Origin of the sequence: Campylobacter sp., assembly GCF_020024835.1 — a bacterium.
Lineage (GTDB): Bacteria > Campylobacterota > Campylobacteria > Campylobacterales > Campylobacteraceae > Campylobacter_D.
On sequence record NZ_JAHHTD010000026.1, the window covers coordinates 1 to 22,511 of the forward strand.

At 27.2% G+C, this 22,511-nt stretch carries 20 protein-coding genes and 1 pseudogene; 11 read left to right on the forward strand and 10 right to left on the reverse strand.

Annotated elements, in window-relative coordinates; translation table 11 throughout:
* A partial coding sequence (murF, locus tag QZ429_RS05280) for a UDP-N-acetylmuramoyl-tripeptide--D-alanyl-D-alanine ligase (RefSeq protein ID WP_291952577.1) occupies positions 1-1,333 on the forward strand: 1,333 nt, incomplete at its 5' end.
* An 11-nt stretch (positions 1,334-1,344) separates the two neighbouring features.
* On the opposite strand, the gene flgH is transcribed toward murF, so the two are convergent.
* A complete protein-coding gene (gene flgH, locus QZ429_RS05285) occupies positions 1,345-2,046 on the reverse strand; it encodes a flagellar basal body L-ring protein FlgH (protein ID WP_291952579.1) in 702 nt (233 codons plus the stop codon).
* A gap of 84 nt (positions 2,047-2,130) precedes the next feature.
* Here flgH and pta point away from each other — a divergent pair, with 84 nt between their 5' ends.
* Both pta and QZ429_RS05295 read left to right on the forward strand, forming a co-directional pair.
* Entirely contained in the window at positions 2,131-3,588 is a 1,458-nt protein-coding gene (gene pta / locus QZ429_RS05290) for a phosphate acetyltransferase (protein ID WP_366559237.1), read from the forward strand.
* An 8-nt stretch (positions 3,589-3,596) separates the two neighbouring features.
* Positions 3,597-4,781, forward strand: coding sequence for an acetate kinase (locus QZ429_RS05295; protein ID WP_291952582.1), 1,185 nt, complete (start codon positions 3,597-3,599; stop codon positions 4,779-4,781).
* A gap of 29 nt (positions 4,782-4,810) precedes the next feature.
* Here QZ429_RS05295 and QZ429_RS05300 read toward each other — a convergent pair whose 3' ends face one another.
* From QZ429_RS05300 to aspS, 9 genes and pseudogenes are all read right to left on the reverse strand, one after another.
* Positions 4,811-5,581, reverse strand: coding sequence for a MetQ/NlpA family ABC transporter substrate-binding protein (locus tag QZ429_RS05300; RefSeq protein ID WP_291952584.1), 771 nt, complete (start codon positions 5,579-5,581; stop codon positions 4,811-4,813).
* Positions 5,582-5,644: 63 nt separating this feature from the next.
* On the reverse strand, positions 5,645-6,778 hold the full coding sequence (locus QZ429_RS05305; protein WP_366559238.1) for a glycosyltransferase: 1,134 nt from the start codon (positions 6,776-6,778) through the stop codon (positions 5,645-5,647).
* A pseudogene (locus tag QZ429_RS05310) lies at positions 6,779-7,502 on the reverse strand (methionine ABC transporter permease); the annotation flags it as partial.
* Positions 7,503-7,522: 20 nt separating this feature from the next.
* Positions 7,523-8,479 carry a methionine ABC transporter ATP-binding protein gene (locus tag QZ429_RS05315; RefSeq protein ID WP_291952586.1) on the reverse strand — a complete coding sequence of 319 codons (957 nt, stop codon included), beginning with the start codon at positions 8,477-8,479 and terminating at the stop codon, positions 7,523-7,525.
* Positions 8,480-8,481: 2 nt separating this feature from the next.
* The gene (locus QZ429_RS05320) at positions 8,482-11,094 is read right to left on the reverse strand and encodes a valine--tRNA ligase (RefSeq protein ID WP_291952588.1); all 2,613 of its coding nucleotides are present in this window, start codon (positions 11,092-11,094) and stop codon (positions 8,482-8,484) included.
* Positions 11,095-11,170: 76 nt separating this feature from the next.
* Positions 11,171-12,208, reverse strand: a complete 1,038-nt coding sequence (locus QZ429_RS05325; RefSeq protein ID WP_291952589.1) for a hypothetical protein — start codon at positions 12,206-12,208, stop codon at positions 11,171-11,173.
* Between the two features lie 14 nt (positions 12,209-12,222).
* The gene (gene ppa, locus QZ429_RS05330) at positions 12,223-12,741 is read right to left on the reverse strand and encodes an inorganic diphosphatase (RefSeq protein WP_291952591.1); all 519 of its coding nucleotides are present in this window, start codon (positions 12,739-12,741) and stop codon (positions 12,223-12,225) included.
* Positions 12,742-12,751: 10 nt separating this feature from the next.
* Positions 12,752-13,324, reverse strand: a complete 573-nt coding sequence (locus tag QZ429_RS05335; protein ID WP_291952593.1) for an adenylate kinase — start codon at positions 13,322-13,324, stop codon at positions 12,752-12,754.
* A complete protein-coding gene (gene aspS / locus QZ429_RS05340; protein ID WP_291952595.1) occupies positions 13,321-15,072 on the reverse strand; it encodes an aspartate--tRNA ligase in 1,752 nt (583 codons plus the stop codon). Before aspS ends, QZ429_RS05335 begins: the two co-directional genes overlap by 4 nt.
* A gap of 88 nt (positions 15,073-15,160) precedes the next feature.
* On the opposite strand from aspS, the gene QZ429_RS05345 reads away from it, so the two are divergent.
* The 8 genes from QZ429_RS05345 to QZ429_RS05380 all read left to right on the forward strand — a co-directional run.
* Complete coding sequence (locus QZ429_RS05345; RefSeq protein ID WP_291952597.1) at positions 15,161-15,991, forward strand: NAD(+)/NADH kinase; 831 nt, start codon at positions 15,161-15,163, stop codon at positions 15,989-15,991.
* Positions 15,991-17,505 carry a DNA recombination protein RecN gene (locus QZ429_RS05350; RefSeq protein ID WP_291952599.1) on the forward strand — a complete coding sequence of 505 codons (1,515 nt, stop codon included), beginning with the start codon at positions 15,991-15,993 and terminating at the stop codon, positions 17,503-17,505. Before QZ429_RS05345 ends, QZ429_RS05350 begins: the two co-directional genes overlap by 1 nt.
* A 75-nt stretch (positions 17,506-17,580) precedes the next feature.
* On the forward strand, positions 17,581-18,825 hold the full coding sequence (locus QZ429_RS05355) for a response regulator (protein ID WP_291952601.1): 1,245 nt from the start codon (positions 17,581-17,583) through the stop codon (positions 18,823-18,825).
* Positions 18,816-19,616: a TatD family hydrolase gene (locus tag QZ429_RS05360; protein ID WP_291952604.1), complete on the forward strand. Its 801-nt coding sequence runs from the start codon at positions 18,816-18,818 to the stop codon at positions 19,614-19,616. Before QZ429_RS05355 ends, QZ429_RS05360 begins: the two co-directional genes overlap by 10 nt.
* Entirely contained in the window at positions 19,616-20,734 is a 1,119-nt protein-coding gene (locus QZ429_RS05365) for a lytic transglycosylase domain-containing protein (RefSeq protein ID WP_291952605.1), read from the forward strand. The genes QZ429_RS05360 and QZ429_RS05365 overlap by 1 nt, the downstream gene beginning before the upstream one ends.
* Positions 20,735-20,807: 73 nt before the next feature.
* Entirely contained in the window at positions 20,808-21,542 is a 735-nt protein-coding gene (locus QZ429_RS05370; protein WP_291952611.1) for a septal ring lytic transglycosylase RlpA family protein, read from the forward strand.
* Position 21,543: 1 nt separating this feature from the next.
* Entirely contained in the window at positions 21,544-22,032 is a 489-nt protein-coding gene (locus tag QZ429_RS05375; protein ID WP_291952606.1) for an HAD-IIIA family hydrolase, read from the forward strand.
* Positions 22,023-22,511: hypothetical protein (locus QZ429_RS05380; protein ID WP_291952607.1), on the forward strand; the 489-nt coding region annotated here is incomplete at its 3' end. The genes QZ429_RS05375 and QZ429_RS05380, both read left to right, overlap by 10 nt.

The following is a 22,511-nucleotide window of genomic DNA, read 5'->3' on the forward strand; positions in this document are numbered from 1 at the left end:
GTGGTATCACTATAAATTTAGTAGGATTTTATTTCACTTTGCTAAACCTTTGTGGCATATTTATTTTATTTTACTGCCTTATTTATCTTTTATAATTTCATTGTATTTTAATAATTATTTATTTTTTTTATTAATATTTTTATTTTGTGCAAGTTATGGAATTTATTTATATAAAAATTTAGATAAGAAATTAGTTTTTACTGCAAGAGTTAAGCGTTATTTTGTATGTTTATTTTTATTTAGTTTGTCTTTATCAAATTTTTACGTTATAGGATTAGAAGCTTTAATTTGCACATTCTTATGTAGTTTTTTAATAGAAAAATTAAATCAATTATATTTTATTAAAAAAGCAAAAAAAAATATTGCAACTAATACAGAACTTAAGATTATTTTAATTACAGCAAGTTTTGGTAAAACTAGTATAAAAAATTTTTTATATGAACTTTTAAAAGATCATTATAAGTGTCATAAAACACCAAGAAGTGTTAATACTTTTTTAGGTATCATCAGAGATATTAATGAAAATTTAGATACTACAACTCAAATTTATATCGTTGAAGCTGGAGCTAGAAGGCAAAATGATATTTTAGAAATTACTCAATTTTTAAATCCTCAATTTTGCATAATCGGAGAAATAGGTTTAGCTCATCTTGAATATTTTAAAACTTATGAAAATATACGACAAACTAAATTAGAAGCATTAAAATCCAATCGTTTGGAAAAATATTTTTTACATTCTAGTACCTTGTATAAAGATGAATTTTATGATAATTTTTTAAGTGATATTAAAGCAGATTTAAATGGATTAAAATTTAAAATGAATCTTGATGGAAAAAGTTATGATTTTTATACAACTTTATTAGGAGCTTTTAATGCTTATAATTTGAGCGCTTGCTTAGCTATGGCATATTATTTAAAAATCGATATAAAATATCTTATAAAAAGTGTTTCAAAATTAAAATCAGTAGAGCACCGCTTAGAAATTATTTCTAAAAAACCAAAATTTATTATTGATGATGGTTTTAATGGAAATTTTAAAGGTATGAGTCAAAGCTATGAGCTTTGTAAATATTATCAAGGTAGAAGAGTTTTGGTAACTCCTGGTATAATTGAGGTAAATTACGATGAGAATATTAAACTTTGCGATATTATCAACAAATGTTTTGATTTTGTAATCATTACTTCAGAAGTAAATAGCGTCATCTTAAAAAACAATATTACACTAGAAAATATTGTCTTAAAAGATAAAAATCAATTATTAAAAGTCTTAGCTGAATCCACAAAAGATGGTGATTTGATATTATTTTCAAACGATGCTCCAAATTTTATGTAAAGTTGTTTAGCTTAAAAAGGCCAAATAGTTTCCATAAATTTAGTTCCCCAAGGTTTGCGTGTAGATTTATCTATATCACCTTCAGTTTTATAAAGGATTTTTGCATCTGCTATGTATTTGCTATCTATCATATTATCTTGAGAGATATCATAAGGTCTAATAACCCCACTTAGTTGGATAATCTGTTTTTCACCATTAATCAAAAGCTCTCTACTTCCTTCTATGAAATAATTTCCATTAGCTAATACTTTGATAACTCTAGCTGAAACTGTTGTTTGAAAATTTTCACTTCTTGTTTGAGAACCCGTCCCTTGATATTGCGAATTACTAGTCGTAGTGTAACCTAAATTTGCATAATCATTAAATAAATCTCTAGCTTTGCTAAGTCCAACTCCTGTTGAAATTTGGCCGCCACCTAAATTAACATTATTGTTTTTGCTAGTAGCTTTTGAACCTTGAGAATTTTGTGTGGCATTTTCTTTGATAATCACCGTAACAAGATCATTAACATTCATAGCTTTTTTATCTGAAAATAAAGGATTATCACCTTTTCCAAAAAGTGATCCAGGATTATTTTGAATGTTATTATTTTGTTTTGGGGCAAGTTCTTCTACATACGCTGGTGGCTTCATATTAATATGAGGATCTACTGCGGCACTACATCCAATCATTACTAAAGGTAACACAGATAGAGTAATATTCTTAAATTTCATAAATTATAACCTTATCTTAGTGTGATGAATTCTAAAATCATTATATTACAAAAAAATGATTAATTTTGCTAAAAAAGGAAAAAAATGCTTTCAGCTTTTATTTTGAGTTTTGATGAAAAATTAATTTCTCATCAAATAAAACAAGCAAATACTAAAATTATGTTTTATTTTCCAGTTTTAAATGAAGAAATAAAATGTAAATTAGAAAAAGTATGTTTAGAATGCGGTATAAAATTTGAATATTCTTATAGTTTTAATAATGAAAACTATAAAATTCCAATGATTGATAATTCAAATAATTTTTTTAAAAAAATTATCGAAGATTTTGAGATTAATTGTTTAAATGGTTATTTTGTAATAGCAATTGGAGTAGATGATTATGGGTTAATGGGTGATTTAAATTTAAACATTATGTTAGCTAAAGAATTAAATTCTCCTTTATATGCAATGGCAGGTAAAGATTATGAAATTTTGAATTTTTTATTAAAGCAAAAATTGGATCATTTTGTTTTGTTAAAAAATGATGAAAAATTTTCTTTAGCACCTTCTTATACTTATAAAACTCAAGCAAGATTTTCTTATGAACTTTTTAAAAAAGCTAAATTAAGTAAAAAAACTATAGTTTTACCTGAAAGTTTTGATGAGAGAATTTTAAAAGCAAGTGAATTTTTAATACAGCATGATTTAGCTGATTTAATTTTACTTGGAGATAGTAATGAAATATTATCAAGAGCTAGTGCGTTAAATATTAAATTAGATGGTGTTCATATTATAAATCCTAAAAATTCTCAATACAATGAAGAGTTTGAAGATATTTTATATGAGACAAGAAAAGCAAAAGGTATGACTAAAGAAAAAGCTAAAGAATTAGTTTGTGATATTACATATTTTGCAACGCTACTAGTTTATACTAATAAAGCCCATGCTATGGTGAGCGGAGCTAGTACTACAACTGCTGAAACTATACGTCCTGCTTTGCAGCTTATTAAAACTAAAGAAGGAATAAGCTCAGTTTCAGGTGTATTTTTTATGTCTTTAGAAGATCAAGTTTTTGTTTTTGCTGATTGTGCTGTTATGCCAAATCCTACTTCTGAACAACTTGCTGAAATTGCATATATTAGTGCAAATAGTGCAAAAGCTTTTGGAATAGAACCAAAGGTAGCTTTGCTTTCATATTCAAGTGGAGATAGTGGGAGTGGGGCAAGTGTTGATATAGTGAAAGAAGCAGTAAAAATTGCTCAAAATAAATATCCGCAATTTTCAATTGATGGACCTATACAATTTGATGCTGCAATAGATCCATTAACTGCAAAAGCTAAAATGCCAAATTCTAAGGTGGCAGGAAGTGCTAATGTATTTATATTTCCAGATTTAAATGCGGCAAATATATGTTACAAAGCAGTGCAAAGAACAGCAAAATCTTTAGCTATAGGACCAATTTTACAAGGTTTAAAAAAGCCTATTAATGATTTAAGTAGAGGTTGTTTGGTTGAAGATATTATTAACACTGTTGTATTAAGTGCAATACAAGCACAAGAATAAGGAGAAAAATGAAGATTTTAGTTTTAAATTCAGGTTCATCTTCAATTAAGTTTAAACTTTTTGATGATAATAAAGCGATTGCTTCTGGTTTAGTTGAAAAAATAGGTGAGCAAAAATCAAAAATTGAGTTAAAGAATCTTAAGACTTTAACAAAAATTCAAAAAGAGTTGCCGATTAAAGATCATGAGTATGGAATGAAACTTGTAAATGATTTGTTTGCTGAAAGTGGAATTTTACATGATTTAAATGAGCTTGATGGTTGCGGACATAGGATAGTTCATGGTGGTCCAAATTTGACTCAACATTGTTTAGTTGATGATAATGTTTTAAAAGAAATTGAAGAAATTTCTTATATGGCTCCTTTGCACAATATTGCACATTTAATTGGAATTAAAACTATGATGAATACAGCTAAAGATGTTCCAAATGTAACTATTTTTGATACATCTTTTCATCAGAGTATGCCAGATTATGCATATATGTATGCGTTACCTTATGAGTATTATGAAAAACATAAAGTAAGAAAATATGGATTTCACGGCACTTCACATTCTTATGTGAGTAAAGAGGCTTCAAAAATATTAAATAAAGATATTAATTCTTTCAATGCAATTAGTGCCCACCTTGGAAATGGAGCTAGTGTTTGTGCTATAGAAAATGGCAAGTGTGTGGATACTTCTATGGGATTTACTCCATTAGAAGGGTTGGTTATGGGAACTAGATGTGGTGATATTGATCCTGCATTATTACCTTTTTTAGCCAATAGACTAAATATAGATATTAAAGAATTAGACACCATTATGAATAAAAAAAGTGGTGTATGTGGAATTTGTGGTTTTAATGATTTTAGAGATATAGATGCGCAAATAGAACTAGGTAATGATAAGGCAAGATTAGCTTTTGATATGTTTTGCTATAGATTGGTTAAATATATAGGTTCTTATTATGCGGTATTACCACGAGTAGATGCTTTGATTTTTACTGCTGGTATAGGAGAAAACGACTATAAAGTAAGACAAAGCATATGTCAAAAACTTGAACACTTAGGTTTTATGATTGATATAAATCTTAATAAAGAATCAAGAAGTGGAATTATTAGCAAAAAGGAATCTAAAATAGATATATTGATTGTTCCTACAGATGAAGAATTAGAAATCGCAAAGATTACATCAGATATTTTAAGAAAGCTTTGAGTTTTAAAAACTCAAAGCTTTTTAAAAGTTTAAAAAGCTGGTAATACAGATCCGTTGTATTTTTGTTTTATAAAATCTTTTATTTTTTGACTTTGAATAGCTTCAACTAAAACTTTAACCTTTGCATCGTTTTCGTATCCTTCTTTTACAACGAGTATATTTACATAAGGGCTTTGATTATCTTCTATTAATATACTATCTTTAGCAGGATTTAAATTTGCTGATAAGGCGTAATTTGAGTTGATAATTGCAAAATCAACATCATCTAAAGCTCTTGGAAGTTGAGCCGCTTTTAATTCTATAAATTTGATATTTTTTGGATTATCTATGATATCAATTGGAGTTTTTAAGGCACTATTTTTGAATTTAACTAATCCCTCTTTTTCAATAATATCTAACGCTCTGCTTTCATTAGTTGGATCGTTTGGAATAGCAATTGTAGCTCCATTTTTCAACTCACTAATACTTTTAAATTTTTTAGAATAAACGGCCATTGGTTCAATATGAACTCCTGCAACTTTTACTAGCTTAGTCCCTTTGTTTTTATTAAATTCCTCTAAATAAGGTGTATGTTGGAAAAAATTAACATCAATTTCACCATTATCAACTGCTAGATTTGGTAAAATATAATCAGTAAATTCTTTAATTTCTAACTTATAGCCTTTTTGCTCTAAATCAGGTTTGATTTGTTCTAAAATTTGTGTATGAGGTACTGGACTAGCAGCTATTGTGATTATCTCATTAGCAAATAAACTTGCACCTAAGAATGCACTAATAGCAAGAAATTTTAATAACTTCATTTTAAACTCCTTTAAAAAAATAAGATTTTTGATTATATTGTAGAAATATTAATAAGATGAAGTTTATTTTTGTCTATTTTTATAATCTTTAAATATTTTTTTTAATTGTCTTATAAATATAAAGTATCCACCTTTACGCCAGTTTTTTTGTGCGTAAATGAGTCGTTTGCCAATTTTATATGAATATGATTGTTTATTTTTTAAACCTTCTGAATGATAATCTTCATAATGCTTTAGAGGTGGTAGTTTTAGATGAGGATTTGTTTTTAAATCTTTTTGAAATTTTTTTGCTAATGTTTTGTGCTGATAATATATTTGAAATAAGGTATATGGAAGAATAAACAACTTTTTTTTGTGTTTTGCAGCTTCTATAAAAGCATAACCAAGTTTATAAGAAAGATGATATTTAATTCTGTGTCTAGATTGTTTTATATTGGTTATAAAACTTTCATTATATTTACTTCCTCCAAGTTTTAGCCATTGTTCGTAATATTTTTGCCATTGTGGCCAAGTTTTATTACAAAGTAAGTCATTCCAAAATCTATTATTAGTGCCACTTGCATGAACTATAGAAGCATTTTGCATAATATTAGTAAGATAATGAGTGCTTCCTGTATATTTATCTTTTAAGTCTTTTACTTTTAAGTTGTATTTTAAAACCATTAAAGAAAAAACACCTTGATCTTGTAAATTACAACTATTGCGTGATAGATAAGAATAAATAAAATCATAATATTTTAAAGGTTTTTTTATATTATCTGTAAAAACTAAAATTCCTGTTTGGTATGCGTATTTATCTTGATGACTTTTTTCTAATGGTAAAGCTACATTAAGTAAAGTTTTTCCTAATCTTGCCCCAAAATGATAATCTTGCTCTTTAAGCTTATATAATTCACTAATATCTTTTAAAAGTAAAATATCAAAATCAAGATAAATAATACATTGGCATTCATGTAAAAATTTAAAAGCTTCAAATCTAGCAAAAGCCATATGTGTCCATCTTTTGATAAAAGATAGATTGGATATATCTTTTTGTTCAACTTGATTTTTTATTGCTTTTGCAAAATCTTCTTGTGTAAATAATATAAATTTGATTTGTTTGTTTTGAACGATGTTTTCCATAATTTTTTGCTCATCAAAAGAAAAGCCATCGTGAAATATATAAAATATATCTATTTTTTCACTCATTAAATCCATAAGATTAATAAGTAAAGTGCCTATTGTAAAGCTTGAATTTTTTGTAGCAGCTAATAAAACACCTAGTTTATATTTCATAAGATTATCTTTTTGTAATTTTGTAAAGTAAATTTCCCACTAATTGTATAACTTGGACTAAGATAATTAAAATTACAACCGTTTGAATCATTATTTGCGTATCAAATCTTTCATAACCATAACGTATAGCCACATCGCCTAAACCGCCTCCACCAACCGTGCCAGCCATAGCAGAAAAACCTACTACTACTATTAAAATCATTGTTGAACCATTGATGATACTAGGTAGTGCTTCATTTAACATAACTTTAAAAATTATTTGTATTTTGCTTGCACCATAAGATTTTGCTGCTTCTATAATACCAGGATCAATTTCTTTAAATGCACTTTCTATCATTTTAGCTAAATATGGTGCAATGCCTATGGTTAATGGAACTATTATAGCAGTTGTCCCAATACTTATACCTACAATATATTTAGTAAGAGGACTTAAAATTATAATTAAAATTAAAAAAGGAAATGATCTTAAAATATTAACTATAAAGTCAAGTATGCTATAAATACTTTTATTTTCATATAAACCACCTTTATCTGTAGTTGTTAAAATAATAGCAGGAATGATGGCAATTAAAAAAGCTAAAAATGTTGAAACAAAACTCATATATAAAGTCTCAAGTAAAGCTGGATAAAGTATATTGTTAAAATTGTTTAAAATAATTTCTAAATTCATACAAACTCCCAAATAACACCATTTTCTTGTAAATATTGTAATACATTTTCTTGATTTTTATGAGCAATGTTAATTACTAGATTTCCTAAAGCATTTTCGTTTAATTTTTCTATCTTTCCCCATACTATATTAAAGTCAATATCTAATGTTCTTGCCATATGAGTTATAATACATTGATTTGCCTTTTCTTTGCAAAAATAAAGTCTGATATTGACACCATTTTGTGGTAAAAATTCATTTTCTCCTAAAAATTCACGCATTTTTTTATTTGGTTTTAAAAATAATTCTTCGATTTTCCCTTTTCCTATAATTTGTCCGTGATCTAGTAAGACCGCTTTATGTGCTATTTGCTTAACAGCTTCCATTTCGTGGGTTACTAAAACAACACTAATGCCAAATTCTTTATTGATTTTGGCAATAAGTTCTAAAATATTATTTGTTGTGCTTGGATCTAGTGCTGATGTTGCTTCATCACTTAGTAAAATTTGAGGATTTAAAGCTAGGGCTCTTGCTATAGCTACTCTTTGTTTTTGACCACCACTAAGTTCTTTAGGGTATGCTTTGCTTTTAGATGATAATCCAACTACATCTAAAAGCTCTTTAACTCTTTTATTGATATTATATTTTGAAAAACCATGAATTTCTAAAGGCATAGCAATATTTTCAAAAACATTTTTTCTACTCATTAATGCAAAATGTTGAAAAATCATACCAATATTTTTTCTAAATTCTCTTAATTCCTTTTCTTTTAGATCTTGAATTTCTTTTCCAAATACTTTTACGCTACCACTTTGATAAGTTTCTAATCCATTAATACATCTTAAAATAGTTGATTTTCCAGCACCACTATGTCCGACTAAAGCATAAATTTCACTTTTAGAAATTTTTAACGATACATCGTTAATTACCAACTCTTTGCCATAATATTTTTTTAAATTTTGTATATTTATCACTATTAGCCTTTTAAGATTGAAATCTCTTCGTGGATTTTATCTAATTGGGATTTTATATTATTTAATTGAATTTTATTTTGCTCTACCACTTGAATTGGTGCATTTGCGATAAATTTCTCATTTTTCATCATATTGTCAAGCTTATTAAACTCTTTTTCTAATTTGTTTTTTTGATTATTTAAGCGATTTAATATACCATTTAAATCTAAATTTTTAGTTGGAATAAAAATTTCTAAGTTTTCACTAACATCTCTAATAGCGTGATTTATATTGTTATTTGTAAAATTAATTTCCTCACATTTTGCAAGTGTAGTGATGAAATTAGAATAGTTTTTTAGTTTATTTTCTAAAAAAGAATCATTTAATTTTATATAGGCTTTTGGAATTTTCGTATTAGCAAGTTCAATTAAAGTTTTTGCACGGCGTATAGAAATGATACTTTCGATAATTATATTAAATAAATTTTCTATATTTTCATTTTGAGCATTAAATACTGGATATCTTGCAATCATTATAGAATCGTGTGTATGAATTGAAGTTTTGCTTAACTTATGATATAGATATTCGCTGATAAATGGCATAAAAGGATTTAATAACTTTAAGGCTTCTTTAAATATACTTCCAAGTTCTTTGATACTTGATTTTTCAGCCTTACTAAGCTCTATGCCCCAATCACAAAATTCATCCCAAAAAAATCTATATAAGGTATTAGCCGCGTCATTAAAACGATAATTATCTAAATTTTCTCTGACTTCTTTGATACAAAGATTAAAACGCGAATAAATGTATTGTGCTAAGTTTGATTTGATGTTTTGTGGATTTAAGTCTTCAAATTTCTCTTCATTTAAAAGTAAAAATTTACTTGCATTGTAAAGTTTGTTTGTAAATTTGCTAACTTGTAATAATTTATCATTACTTAATTTAATATCTCTTCCTTGTATAGCAAGTAAAGCTAAACTAAAGCGTAAAATATCTGAACTATATTCTTTTATACTTTCTAAAGGGTCGATAACATTACCTAAAGATTTGCTCATTTTTCTACCTTGTTCATCTTTTACAAGGGCGTGTAAATAAATATCTTTAAAAGGTAGATTTCCTAGAGCATTAGTGCTTTGAAACATCATTCTAGCAACCCAGAAAAATAAAATATCAAAACCAGTGATTAATAAAGAGTTAGGATAAAAATCTTTTAAATCATCACTATTCCAGAGTGTATTTTCACCCCAATTTTTATTACCCCATCCTAAAGTACTAATAGCCCAAAGACCTGAAGAAAACCAAGTATCTAATACATCAAAATCTTGTTTGAAATTTTTACTTTGACATTTTGGACAACAATTTGGATTTTCTTCACTAGCCCATTCATATGAGCATTCGCAATAATATACAGGAATTTGATGACCCCACCAAAGTTGCCTTGATATACACCAATTTTTTAAATCTTTCATCCACGCATTAAAACTATTAATCCAATGTGATGGATAAAATTTACTATCGCCAAGATTGATTTTTTCAATACTTTCTTTAGCAATATCATTTTTTACAAACCATTGTTTTGAAATATAAGGTTCAACTATATTTTTACAACGATAACAATATCCTACTTGATTAATATAATCTTCTATTTTTTCAATAAAACCTTGTTCTTGTAAATAAGCTACAATTTCATCTCTAGCCTCTAATCTTTCTTTGCCTTGAAAATTTAAACAATGATGATTTAAAATGCCTTTTTCATCAAATATTGTAATAAATTCTAGTTTGTGTTTTAAACCTATTTCATAGTCATTAATATCGTGAGCTGGAGTTACTTTTACAACACCTGTTCCAAAATTCATATCAACATATTTATCAGCGATAATTTTAACATTGCGATTTAGTAAAGGTAATTTTATTTCTTTTCCAATTAAATGCTTATAGCGTTCATCATCAGGATTTACCATAACAGCACTATCACCAAAATAAGTTTCAGGTCTTGTGGTAGCTACGATTAAATAGTCTTTAGAATTTTCAATAAAATATCTTAAATAATATAGCTTACCTTTATTTTCTTTATGCTCTACCTCAATATCACTTAAAGCTCCATCGTGTGTGCACCAATTAACCATATAATTATCACGAACAATTAATTTTTTATTATAAAGATCTACAAAGGCTTTTTTGACCGCATTAGCTAAACCTTCATCCATAGTAAAACGCAAACGACTCCAAGCAGGTGTGATACCTAAAATTTTCATTTGTTCAATGATAGTTCCACCGCTTTGTTCTTTCCATGCCCAAATTTTTTTGATAAATTCTTCTCTACCTAATTCTTCTTTTGTGATACCTTGAGCTAAGAGTTGTTTTTCTACCACATTTTGTGTAGCAATACCTGCGTGATCTAATCCTGGTTGATATAAGGTTTTATACCCATCCATTCTTTTGTATCTTGTGGTAATATCTTGCAAGGTGAAAGTAAGAGCATGGCCTATATGCAAAGCACCAGTAACATTTGGAGGTGGCATCATAATACAAAAATTCTTATTTTTTCTTTGAATTTTTTTATTACCATCAATTTCAAAATATCCACGTTCTTCACAAATATTATAATATTCTTTTTCGAGCGATTTATCATACATAATTGTTACCTCTAGGAATAAATATAAAAGTGTTATATTAGCTTAAAAATATTAAATTTTGAAATTATAACAGAGATTAATTGTAAAAACTAATCTCTACTTTGCGGTTATCTTGTCTTTGTTGAATAGATTTATCCTTTAAAGGATAATTATCTTTTCCAAAAGATTGAACTTCAATAACTTCTGTAAAAGCAAAAAAATGTTTTGCAACATTCATAGCCCTATTTAGTCCTATCATATAATTTGCAAAAGAACTCCCTCTATCATCAGCATAACCTTGTATTTTAATTCTTTTTAATACGTTTTCTCTTGCTAATTTCTGATCAATTTCTTCTAGTATATTTTCATTGCTGTATTTATCGTATCCATTTCTTTCAAATAAAAATTTAAAATCTTTAAGTTTCATATCAACATAATTATACTTTTTTTTATTTTTTTCAAAAACTATATCTTTGTTGTAAATACTTAAATTCATATTATCATTTGGAAGCATTTGGATAAAAATGGTTAAATTATAATCTTGGGAATTCTCCATAATAGGACGAATCATTTCATTTAATAAATTAATTCTATAATCACTTAAAGTTTTACCATCTAGCACATAAACTTTCACAAAATCATTGCTTAATTTTTTTTCATATTTACTATTTTTCCCTTTTTCAATGTATTCTTGCATAATATTTTTATGTTTCATTTTTATATTTTGTTTTTTAGTAGAAACATTTTGTTTATTCTCAACTGAATCTATTTTAATATCTTTAGTATTGTTTGTTTCATTATACTCATAATGCTTTTCTTGATTATTTTCTTTATTAGTATTATTTGCTGGAGTAGAAGTTGTTGCTACATCGTATTCTTGTTTTTCATATTGATTATAATTTTTTTTATTTTGATTTGCTTGATAAGTATCATTATTTGTGTTTGAACTATAGATATTATTGTTTTGAGTATCATTGTAACTTTTATTTGTATTGGAGTAATTTTCATATGTTTTTTCATCTTTTGTATAATTATAAACATAAGTTTTTTCATCATCAAAATACCATATATAAAAACCAATTCCTGCACTAAGCAAAATCACTAAAACAACACTTAAAGCAATAATACCTTTCATTTTTTATCCTTAAATTATTTATAATTTTTAATAGAATTTTCTAAAATTGAACTTGCTGCTTTTATTCCTGCAAATTCTTTTACTTTTACCCATTTATTTGGTTCTAAAATTTTATAAGTTTCAAAGAAATTTTTGATTTTATCTAAAATTGCTTTTGGTAAATCATCTAAATCCTTGATATCATCGTATCTAGGATCAATCTTACTTGTAGGAACAGCAAGTAATTTTTCATCCATACCGCTTTCATCTTCCATAATTAAAACACCAATTAGACGGCAAGGGATTACAGCACCAGCTTGAATAGGATATTCATTTAATACTAAAATATCAATTGGATCTCCATCATCAGCTAAAGTATTTGGTATAAAACCATAATTTGCTGGATAAAACATCGCCGAATACATTACGCGATCTACCATAACTGCACCACTTTCCTTGTCTAGCTCATATTTAATATTTGACCCATAAGGGATTTCAATTACCGCATTTAATTTATTTGGATTTTCTCCTATTTTTATTTTACTAATATCCATATCTTTTCCTTTATTTTAATAAATCTTGAATTAAATTCTTAATATCAAAGACTATAGCTTCTATTTGTCTTTCTCCATTGATAACAAAGTGTAATTTTTCTTTAGAATAAAATTTTATAATTTCATTTAATGGTTCAAGATAAACTTTCATTCTATTGTTAAAAACATCTTCATTATCATCAGTTCCTCTAGCACGACCTAAAACCCTTTCTTTTGCAATTTCTTCACTAACTTTGACTTCTATGACACCTTGCAAAACCACTTCATTTTGATTTTTTAATACTTTATCAAATTCAAGCATTTGTTCAACACTTCTTGGATAGCCATCAATTAAAACAATATCAGTAGGAGCATTCTTTAAGGCTGAAACAATAGTATTTACAACCACATCTAAAGGCACTAAATTTCCTTTAGATATAAAACTATCTATCAATTTTCCAAGTTCGCTACCACTTGAAACTTCAGCTCTTAATAGTTCTCCGGTTGAATAGTGAGTGATATTACTATCATCTTGAGCTATAATATTTGCATCAGTAGTTTTTCCACTACCTGGAGCACCTATAATTAGAAATAGTTTTTTCATTTGATATTCTCCCTTAATTTGATTCCTAATTCCCTCATTTGTTCATTATCAACTTCACTTGGAGCTTGAGTCATTAAACATTGTGCTCTTTGTGTTTTAGGAAAAGCAATAACTTCTCTGATACTTGAAGACTTGGTTAAAAGCATTATGAGTCTATCAAGACCTATAGCAATACCACCATGTGGTGGAGCACCAAAGCTTAAAGCATCTAGTAAAAATCCAAATTTCTTTCTTTGCTCATCTTCATTAATATTTAAAAGTTTAAATACTTTTTGTTGAATTGCACTTTTGTGAATTCTTATACTACCGCCACCTAGTTCTACACCATTTAACACAACATCATGTGCAATAGAATTAATTTCTTCTAAATTTTGCTCATCAATATTTTTTGGCATAGTAAATGGATGATGCATTGCACAATAGCTACCATCATCATTTTGTTCAAACATAGGAAAATCAATAACCCATAAAAATTCTAATTTTTCTTGATCTATAATATCCATTTCATTGGCTAAAAAAAGTCTAAATCTACCCATATAATCTAAAACAACTTTTTTAACACCAGCTCCGAAAAATACCACATCGCCAACTTCTAATTCGCATCTTTTTATTAGTGTATCAAGATCTTCTTTGCTAAAAAATTTACAAAGTGGTCCTTTTGGTCCTTCTTCTTTCATTTGTATAAAAGCTAAACCATTTGCTCCAAATTTACGCACAAATTCTTCGAATCTTTGCATTTGTCTTTTTGAGAAAATTTCATCACCTTTTGGAATTCTTAAAGCTTTGATACGATTTTTCTTAGTATCTTTTGCGATATTTGCAAAAATTTCATTAGTTGAACGTGAAAAAATATCAATTACATCTATAAATTTCATATCAAATCTTAAGTCTGGTTTGTCAGAACCATAATTTTCCATTGCGTCTTTGTAACTCATTTGTTTAAAAGGAGTATTAATATCCTTGCCACAAGCTTTAAAAATATCTTTTAATAAATTTTCTGCCATTTTTATAATATCTTTTTGCTCGCAAAAACTCATTTCTATATCAATTTGAGTAAATTCAGGCTGACGATCAGCTCTTAAATCCTCATCTCTAAAGCATTTTGCTATTTGAAAATAACGATCAAAACCAGAACACATTAAAAGTTGTTTAAACAACTGAGGACTTTGAGGCAATGCGTAAAATTCTCCTTGATGCACTCGTGATGGGACTAAATAATCTCTTGCACCTTCAGGAGTGGCTTTAGTTAAGATAGGTGTTTCAACTTCTAAAAAACCCATATTTGCTAATGAATTCCTAGCAGCAATGCAAGCATTTGATCTTAAAGCAAAATTATCATACAATTTTTTATTTCTTAAATCTAAAAATCTGTATTTTAGTCTTAATTCTTCATTAACACTTTCATCGCCTATGGCAAAAGGTATCGTAGCACTTTCATTTTCAATAGTTAATTTATTTACAATAACTTCAATTGCACCTGTTTTTAATTTTGGATTTACCAATCCTTCGCCACGAGGTCTAATTTTACCTTTAGCTATTAAAACATACTCATTTCTAACTTCAGAGGCTATATTATGTGCTTTTTCGTTATCTGCTGGATCGCATACTAGTTGAATTAATCCCGTGCGATCTCGAAGATCAATGAAAATTACACCACCATGATCACGATAAGAATTTACCCAACCACATAATACTACCTCTTCTCCGACATTTTTTATGTCAAGCTCTGTGTTATAATGTGTTCTCAATTTTTTTCCTTAAGCTTGTTTTTTATTTAATATTTGTAATTATATTATTTTATTCTTTTGCTTAGCTAAGTTTTGTTATAATTTTTAGATGAATAAAAAAATTAATGTAAAAAAAATTCAAAAAGTTGGTTTATTTTGTCGTAAAAATACAAATTTAAGTGAGCAAATTTCAATCTTGCAAAGTATTTTAGAAAAAGAAAATATTCAATTAATTTTTTTGAAAAATGAAAATTTTAATAAAACGATATTAAATAAGCTAGATTTTTTGATTTCTTTAGGTGGAGATGGCACTCTTTTGTCTTTATGTAGGAGAAGTTTTGAATTTAAAAAAGCTATTTTAGGAATTAATGCTGGAAAATTAGGATTTTTAACAGCTTGTTCTTTTGATGAAATAAAAGATTTTTTTTGGAAATTTTTTAATGGAGAATTTGAAATAGAAACTGCAAAAATGTTGCAAATATCTTTACATAAAAATAATAAAGTTTTTAAAAAATATGCGTTTAATGATGCTGTATTTTCACGCAATAATGCTTTGATGGCAAATGTGGAGGTTTTTTTTAAAGGAAAGCTTTTTAATGCGTATTATGGAGATGGTTTAATTATTTCTAGTTCTAGTGGCTCAACTGCATACAATATCAGTGCTGGTGGACCTATAATTCACCCTTTGAGTGAAATTTTTGTTCTAACTCCTGTATGTTCTCATTCTTTAACGCAAAGACCGATAGTTTTACCTTTTAAATTTGAGCTTGAATTAAAGGTGCAACATTGTTTATTATATTTAGATGGACAAGAAGTAATAGATCCTAAAAGATATGAAAAAATTGTTATAGGTCTAAGTGAGAAAGAGTTAAGTTTTATTCATAAAAAAGATAGGGATTACTTTCAAGTATTAAAAGAAAAGCTAAATTGGGGTAAGTGATGATAGAAAGTGTTTTAATAAAAGAAAATTTAGATTTTAAACAAGTGAAGATGGATATTCAACCTGGACTTACTGTTTTTACAGGTTTAAGTGGAGCTGGAAAGTCAGTGCTTTTTAATGCTATTTTGTCAGCTTTTGCTTTAAGTGAGAGTGAGGCTAAAATGGTCGAAATATTGCTAGATGATACTTTAATGCTAGGAGAATATGGTATAGAAAATGAAGAATTAAATGTTTTTAAGTATTTAAAAGATAAAAACACACGTTATTTTGTTAATAATCAATTTATTTCTAAAAAAAATCTTTCATTATTGTCTAAACAATTTATCAAATATCTTTCTGCTAAAGAAAATAATGAATTTACAAACGAGAGAATGATATATTTACTTGATTATATGTGCGAAAAAGAAGATATTAAATTTAAAATGATTAAGCAAGATTTTAAGAATCTTTATGAAGAGTATTTAGAAAAAAACAATAAATTAGAACAAATCAAACAAGAGGAAAAAAAAATTGAAGAACTAAAAGAATTTACTAAATTTGAGATTGATAAAATTCAAAATATTAATCCAAAAATAGGTGAATTTGAAGAATTAATGAGTTTTAAAAAAAAGCTTTCAAAAAAAGATAAAATTGATGCAGCTTGGGCTAAAGCTAGTAGAATTTTTGAGTTAGAATCTGCCGTAATTGATGCTTTACAGATTAGTGAAGTAGATAGTTTGTTTTTTTCTGAATGTTTAAATGAGTTAAGAATTATATGGGAAAATCAAAGTTTAGATGATTTTGAATTTGATATAGAAGAGGTGCTAGATCGTATAGAAAAATTATCTTCTTTAATTTCAAAATATGGAAGTATAGAGGAAGCATTAGAAATTTTAGATAAAAAACAAAAAGATTTAAATCATTATGAAAATTTAAGTTTTGAAAAAGAAGAATTAGAACAAAAAGTTAAGAATATAAAAAAAGATTTAGATGAGCAAAGTGGCAAGATAAGTTTAATGCGTCAAAAAAAAGTAACAAAATTACAAAAATTATTAAATTTTTATCTTTCAAAGCTTTATATGAAAGATGTTTTATTGCAAATTAAAGAGTGTGATTTAGGGAAATTAGGAAAAGATGAAATTATTTTGAATATAAATGAAACAAAATTAAAACATCTTAGTTCAGGTGAGCTTAATCGTTTAAGACTTGCATTTATCGCTACTGAATGTAATATAACTAATAATGGTAAAGGGGTAATTTTCTTAGATGAAATAGACGCAAATTTAAGTGGTAAAGAAGCGATGAGTGTAGCTGAAGTTCTCAAGGAATTGTCAAATTTTTATCAAATTTTTGCTATTTCACATTTACCACAACTTTCTTCAAAAGCTAATAATCACTTCTTAGTTGAAAAAAATAAAAATGAAAGTATAGTGAGAAAAATAGAAAATGAAGAAAGAATAAAGGAATTAGCTAGAATGGTTAGTGGGGAAAATATCACTCAAGAAGCAATAGAATTTGCAAGAAGCTTATTTTAAAAGTATTAAAAATAAAATTTGATATGTTATAATAGCGTGATTGTAAAATATTAATTTAGGAAAGAGATTTGTAAAATGGAAGAAAAAATTTTAATCATTGATGATAATAAAATGCTTACGAGGCTTTTGGCAAAAAAAGTAGAAAATACTTTAGGTTTAAAAGTAGATGTGGCTTTTGATATGAATAGTGCAAAAGAGCTGCTAAAAAATGAATATTTTATGGCTTTTGTTGATCTTTGTTTGCCTGATGCTCCTGATGGAGAAGTAGTTGATGTAGTTTTAGAGAAAAATATTCCTGTTGTTGTTTTAACTGGAAGTAGCGATGGACAAACTAGAAAGAAATTTATGGAAAAGGATATTATCCATTACATACAAAAAGAAAGTGAAAGCTGTATTGATGAAATGCTTAATTCAATTAGAATGCTTCAAAAAAATAATAAAACTAAAATAATTTTAGCTATAGCTAATGTTACCTTGCGTTCTGAAATGAAGAAGAATTTAAATAATCAACTTTTTAATGTATTAGCAGCAGCACATGGTGAAGAAGCGTTGAGTTATTTAAATGATAATCCTGATACAAAATTAGTTATTTGTGATGCGACTATGCCTGTTATTAATGGTGAGGATTTGTTGATGGAGATTCGATCAAAATACTCTAAGATAGATATTGGAGTTATTATGGTTGGCGATAAAGATGATGAATTAGAAGCTAGAGCTTTTAGAAAAGGAGTTAATGATTATGTTATACGACCTTTTCAAAAAGAATCATTAAATTGTAGGGTAAATAATTGTCTTGATTATATGCAAAAGTGTGTTTTATTAGATGAATATAGTCTAAATAAAGATCTTCTTACCGGTTTAGATGATTATGCTACTTTTGAGAAAAAAATGTTTGATTATCTTGAAGATATACAAGAAGATGAGGAATTTGCTCTAGCTTTGATTGATATTGATAATTTAGCTACTATAAATTATGAACTTAGTTATGATTGTGGTGATGGTATTATTAAATATACTGCTAAAAAAATTAATGATCAAATTCGTGGTATGGACTTAGCAACCAAAATAGAAGATGGTAAATTTTATGTAATATTAAAACATACTGGTAACAAAGATGCTTTAAAAATATTTTCTAATATCAGAGTAAATATTTCAAAAGAGAGTGCATTGATTGCTTTAGATGAGGTTGATTATAGTGTTTCTATAGGTGTTGTTTTTGGTGAAAAAAGAAGTCAAGCTAAGGATTTATTAAATAATGTGCAAAAGGCTTTAGATTTAGCAAAAGCAAATGGGAGAAATAGGGTAGAGGTATGTTTTTAGATTATGATTTTAAATGTAAAATCATAGATACGCATTGTCATTTAGATAGTGAAGCTTATTTTGGATATTTAGATGAGATGCTTTATAATGCTTTTGAAAATGGTATAGATAAAATTATTATTCCAGGTGCTAGTTTGCAAGATTTACCACGAGCAAGAGAAATAGCACATCGCTATAAAGGAGTTTATTTTGCTTGTGGAGTTCATCCTTATGATATTGATGATTTTGATATAGATATTTTAAAAGAATTTATTAAAGATGAAAAATGTGTAGCAGTGGGAGAATGTGGTCTTGATTATTATTACTTGAAAGCTGATGATGTTGAAATTAAAAATGAACAAAAAAAAGTATTCCAAATGCAAATTCATCTAGCAATGGAATACAATAAACCATTAATTATCCACATAAGAGAAGCTAATGAAGATAGTTTTAATATTTTAAATAAATATGCAGATAGATTATGCGGTGGTGTTTTACATTGTTTTAATGCAAGTAAGTTGCTATTGAATTTAGCAAAAAAAGGATTTTATTTTGGCATAGGTGGGATTTTGACATTTAAGAATGCTAAGAATTTGCTTGCAATCTTACCAGAGATTCCAAAGGAAGCATTACTTTTAGAAACTGATGGACCATATTTAACTCCAGAACCTCATAGAGGTAAGGTTAATGACCCTATTTTAACACATTTTGTAGCACTAAAAATAGCCCAAATTTTAGGTATAACTAAAGAAGAAGTAGTAAATATAACTAATCTTAATGCAGATAGATTATTTTTTAAGGTTATAAAATAATGATAAACAATAAAATAATTTTTTCTTTATTATTTTTTATACATTCGTATTTATTTGCATTGCAAACTAGTCCTGAGTATTATAATCAGCAAGCACAAATTCTTAGAAATTTAGATATTGAGCCAAGTTATTTAAGCGATATGATCTTTTTAGAATTTAAAGAATCCTCTATGGAAATACAATTAAAAACATTGATTGATACTATGAGAGAATTCTATGAAATTACTCCAATAATCCGTAAGATTTTAGAAAAAGAAAGTATTCCGCAAGAATTTTTATATTTAGCTATTGTAGAATCTGGACTAAAAACTCATAGTGTTTCAAGGACTAAAGCAGTAGGTGTATGGCAATTTATGAAATCAACCGCACAAACTCTAGGTTTGCGTGTTGATCTTTATGTTGATGAAAGAAAAGATTTAGTGAAATCAACTTATGCAGCTGTTGCTTATTTAAGAAAATTAAAAGATCAGTTTAATAAATGGTATCTGGCAATTTTAGCTTATAATTGCGGTGATAGAAAATTAAGACAAGCAATAAAGGCAGCAAAAAGTGATGATTTGAAGGTATTGCTTGATCCTGATAAAAAGTATTTGCCGTTAGAGACTAGAGTTTTTATTAGGAAGATCTTAACTATGGCTTTTTTAGCGAATAATGATTTTTTAATTTCTCAAGATACTGCACTATTAAACTATACTTTATCTAGTGAAGTGGAAAAAATTTCTATACCAACTAGTGTTTCACTTAAGGAATTAGCTAAAATTGCAAAAATGTCATATAAAGACTTTAAAAATTACAATCCACACTTTCACTATGACTTCACACCACCTGGAGATAAAGAGTATTATGTATATATTCCATCAAATAAGAGTTTTGAATTTAAACAAAGTTTAAAAAATATAAAATTAACTAAAGTGGATACAACTATACCACATACTAAAATTTATGTAGTAAAACAAGGAGATAGTTTATATACTATAGCTAAAAAACATAATATTAGTATTGAAACTATCAAAGAATATAATAAAATCAAAGGAAATTTGATTAATATCAATCAAAAATTAGTTTTAAAAATTAAGGAGAAAAATAATGATAAAATTAAAACTGCTCAAAACACGTGAAAAAATGATTATGCAAAAATCATTAGTAGTTGGTTGTATAGGGGTATTATTTAGTGCTTGTAGTGTAACATCAATGCATACACCTAATGTATATTATCCAGAAAGAGATTTTAAAAGCACAAAACATAGTAACACAACTTTAAAAGGCACAATGAAACCTTATACTATTAATGGCAAGACATATTATCCAACCGTTGTTGAAGTTGGAGAAACTGCTGATGGTATAGCAAGTTGGTATGGACCTGGATTTCATGGTAAAAAAACTTCAAATGGTGAAATTTATGATCAACACGCTTATACAGCCGCCCATAAGACTTTGCCTATGAATACTATTGTTAAGGTAACAAATTTAAAAAACCACAAGCAAGCAACCGTTAGGATAAATGATAGGGGGCCTTTTGTGGCAGGTAGAATTATTGATTTATCTAATGTTGCAGCAAGAGATATAGATATGGTTCAAACAGGTACAGCACCGGTTAGACTAGAAGTAGTGGGATTTGGAACAAGTGCTAATTCTGGTTTAATCCATACAAATTCTAATTTAGGAAATAATGGAGAAATAGCAGATAGTGGTCATATCTTTCAAGGTGGTGCTTTTATGGTTCAAATAGGAGCATTTAGAAATAAGAGTGGGGCGGATTTAATTGCTAATAGATATAAAAAATATCAATCTTATACTTCCACAATACAAACGAGCTCTAAAGATGGTTTAAATAGAGTATTTTTAAAAGGTTTTAGAAGTGAGCAAGAAGCAAGAGACTTTGTTGATAGTGGTTCATTTCCTGGAGCATTTATAGTAAGAGAATAAAATGATAGAACTTATTTTTTTAGATGTTGATGGTTGTTTAACTGATGGAAAAATTATTTATACTCAAAATTATGGTGAAATTAAAGAATTTAATGTCAAAGATGGTGCTGCTATAGAGGCTTGGCAAAAATTGGGCAAGAAGGTTGCTATTATTACTGGAAGAAATAGTGAGTGTGTATATTTTAGAGCTAGAGATTTAAAAATTGAATTAGTATATCAAGGAATTAGTGATAAATTATCTTGTGCAAAAGAAATTTTAGAAAAATTAAATTTAGATTTTTCACAATGTGCTGCTATAGGTGATTATTACAATGATATGGCTTTGCTTGAAAATGTGGGATATAGTTTCAAACCAAAAGATGCTCATAAAGCCTTAAAAACTCATAAGGTCTTAAATAGAAAAGGTGGTAGCGGTGCTGTTAGCGAAATGATAGAGATTTTGATTGAGCATAATAATATGCAAATGCAGTGGGATAAACTTTGGCGATAAAAATTTTTGCTATTTTAATGAGTTTATTTGTTTTTATAATGGTGATTTTAAGCACACAGGATCAATATTTACTTAATGTTAAATCACAGAATATTGAAATAGCTAGCACTCAAGCTTTTGAAGTGATTGATTATGAATTAAATGCTAGTATGGTAAAAGCAAGTTATGAAGCTAGTCGTTGGGTGAAATATCAAGATAAAGATGTTTTTGATAATTTTATTATTAAAGGACTTGATTACAATTTGAGTTCTAATTTGCTTATTAGGAATGAAGTGATGTCTATTTTAGAAGGGAATGTGAGTTATTTTGATCAAAATAAAACTTCTATTTTTACACAAAAAGCAATTTATAATATTAATGATAAAACCTTGTATTCTAATGACAATTTTAAAGCTTATATAGGTTTAAATGAGATTATTGGAGATAGTTTTTTTTATGAAATTAAAGATAAAAATTTAAAAATTAAAGGGATTAAAGCG

What these genes read in the sequence shown, in the direction of transcription:
- flgH (WP_291952579.1), bottom strand. Translation starts at nt 2,046, where the DNA reads ATGAAATTTAAGAATATTACTCTATCTGTGTTACCTTTAGTAATGATT.
- pta (WP_366559237.1), top strand. Translation starts at nt 2,131, where the DNA reads ATGCTTTCAGCTTTTATTTTGAGTTTTGATGAAAAATTAATTTCTCAT.
- QZ429_RS05295 (WP_291952582.1), top strand. Translation starts at nt 3,597, where the DNA reads ATGAAGATTTTAGTTTTAAATTCAGGTTCATCTTCAATTAAGTTTAAA.
- QZ429_RS05300 (WP_291952584.1), bottom strand. Translation starts at nt 5,581, where the DNA reads ATGAAGTTATTAAAATTTCTTGCTATTAGTGCATTCTTAGGTGCAAGT.
- QZ429_RS05305 (WP_366559238.1), bottom strand. Translation starts at nt 6,778, where the DNA reads ATGGATTTAATGAGTGAAAAAATAGATATATTTTATATATTTCACGAT.
- QZ429_RS05320 (WP_291952588.1), bottom strand. Translation starts at nt 11,094, where the DNA reads ATGTATGATAAATCGCTCGAAAAAGAATATTATAATATTTGTGAAGAA.
- QZ429_RS05325 (WP_291952589.1), bottom strand. Translation starts at nt 12,208, where the DNA reads ATGAAAGGTATTATTGCTTTAAGTGTTGTTTTAGTGATTTTGCTTAGT.
- ppa (WP_291952591.1), bottom strand. Translation starts at nt 12,741, where the DNA reads ATGGATATTAGTAAAATAAAAATAGGAGAAAATCCAAATAAATTAAAT.
- QZ429_RS05335 (WP_291952593.1), bottom strand. Translation starts at nt 13,324, where the DNA reads ATGAAAAAACTATTTCTAATTATAGGTGCTCCAGGTAGTGGAAAAACT.
- QZ429_RS05345 (WP_291952597.1), top strand. Translation starts at nt 15,161, where the DNA reads ATGAATAAAAAAATTAATGTAAAAAAAATTCAAAAAGTTGGTTTATTT.
- QZ429_RS05350 (WP_291952599.1), top strand. Translation starts at nt 15,991, where the DNA reads ATGATAGAAAGTGTTTTAATAAAAGAAAATTTAGATTTTAAACAAGTG.
- QZ429_RS05355 (WP_291952601.1), top strand. Translation starts at nt 17,581, where the DNA reads ATGGAAGAAAAAATTTTAATCATTGATGATAATAAAATGCTTACGAGG.
- QZ429_RS05360 (WP_291952604.1), top strand. Translation starts at nt 18,816, where the DNA reads ATGTTTTTAGATTATGATTTTAAATGTAAAATCATAGATACGCATTGT.
- QZ429_RS05365 (WP_291952605.1), top strand. Translation starts at nt 19,616, where the DNA reads ATGATAAACAATAAAATAATTTTTTCTTTATTATTTTTTATACATTCG.
- QZ429_RS05370 (WP_291952611.1), top strand. Translation starts at nt 20,808, where the DNA reads ATGCATACACCTAATGTATATTATCCAGAAAGAGATTTTAAAAGCACA.
- QZ429_RS05375 (WP_291952606.1), top strand. Translation starts at nt 21,544, where the DNA reads ATGATAGAACTTATTTTTTTAGATGTTGATGGTTGTTTAACTGATGGA.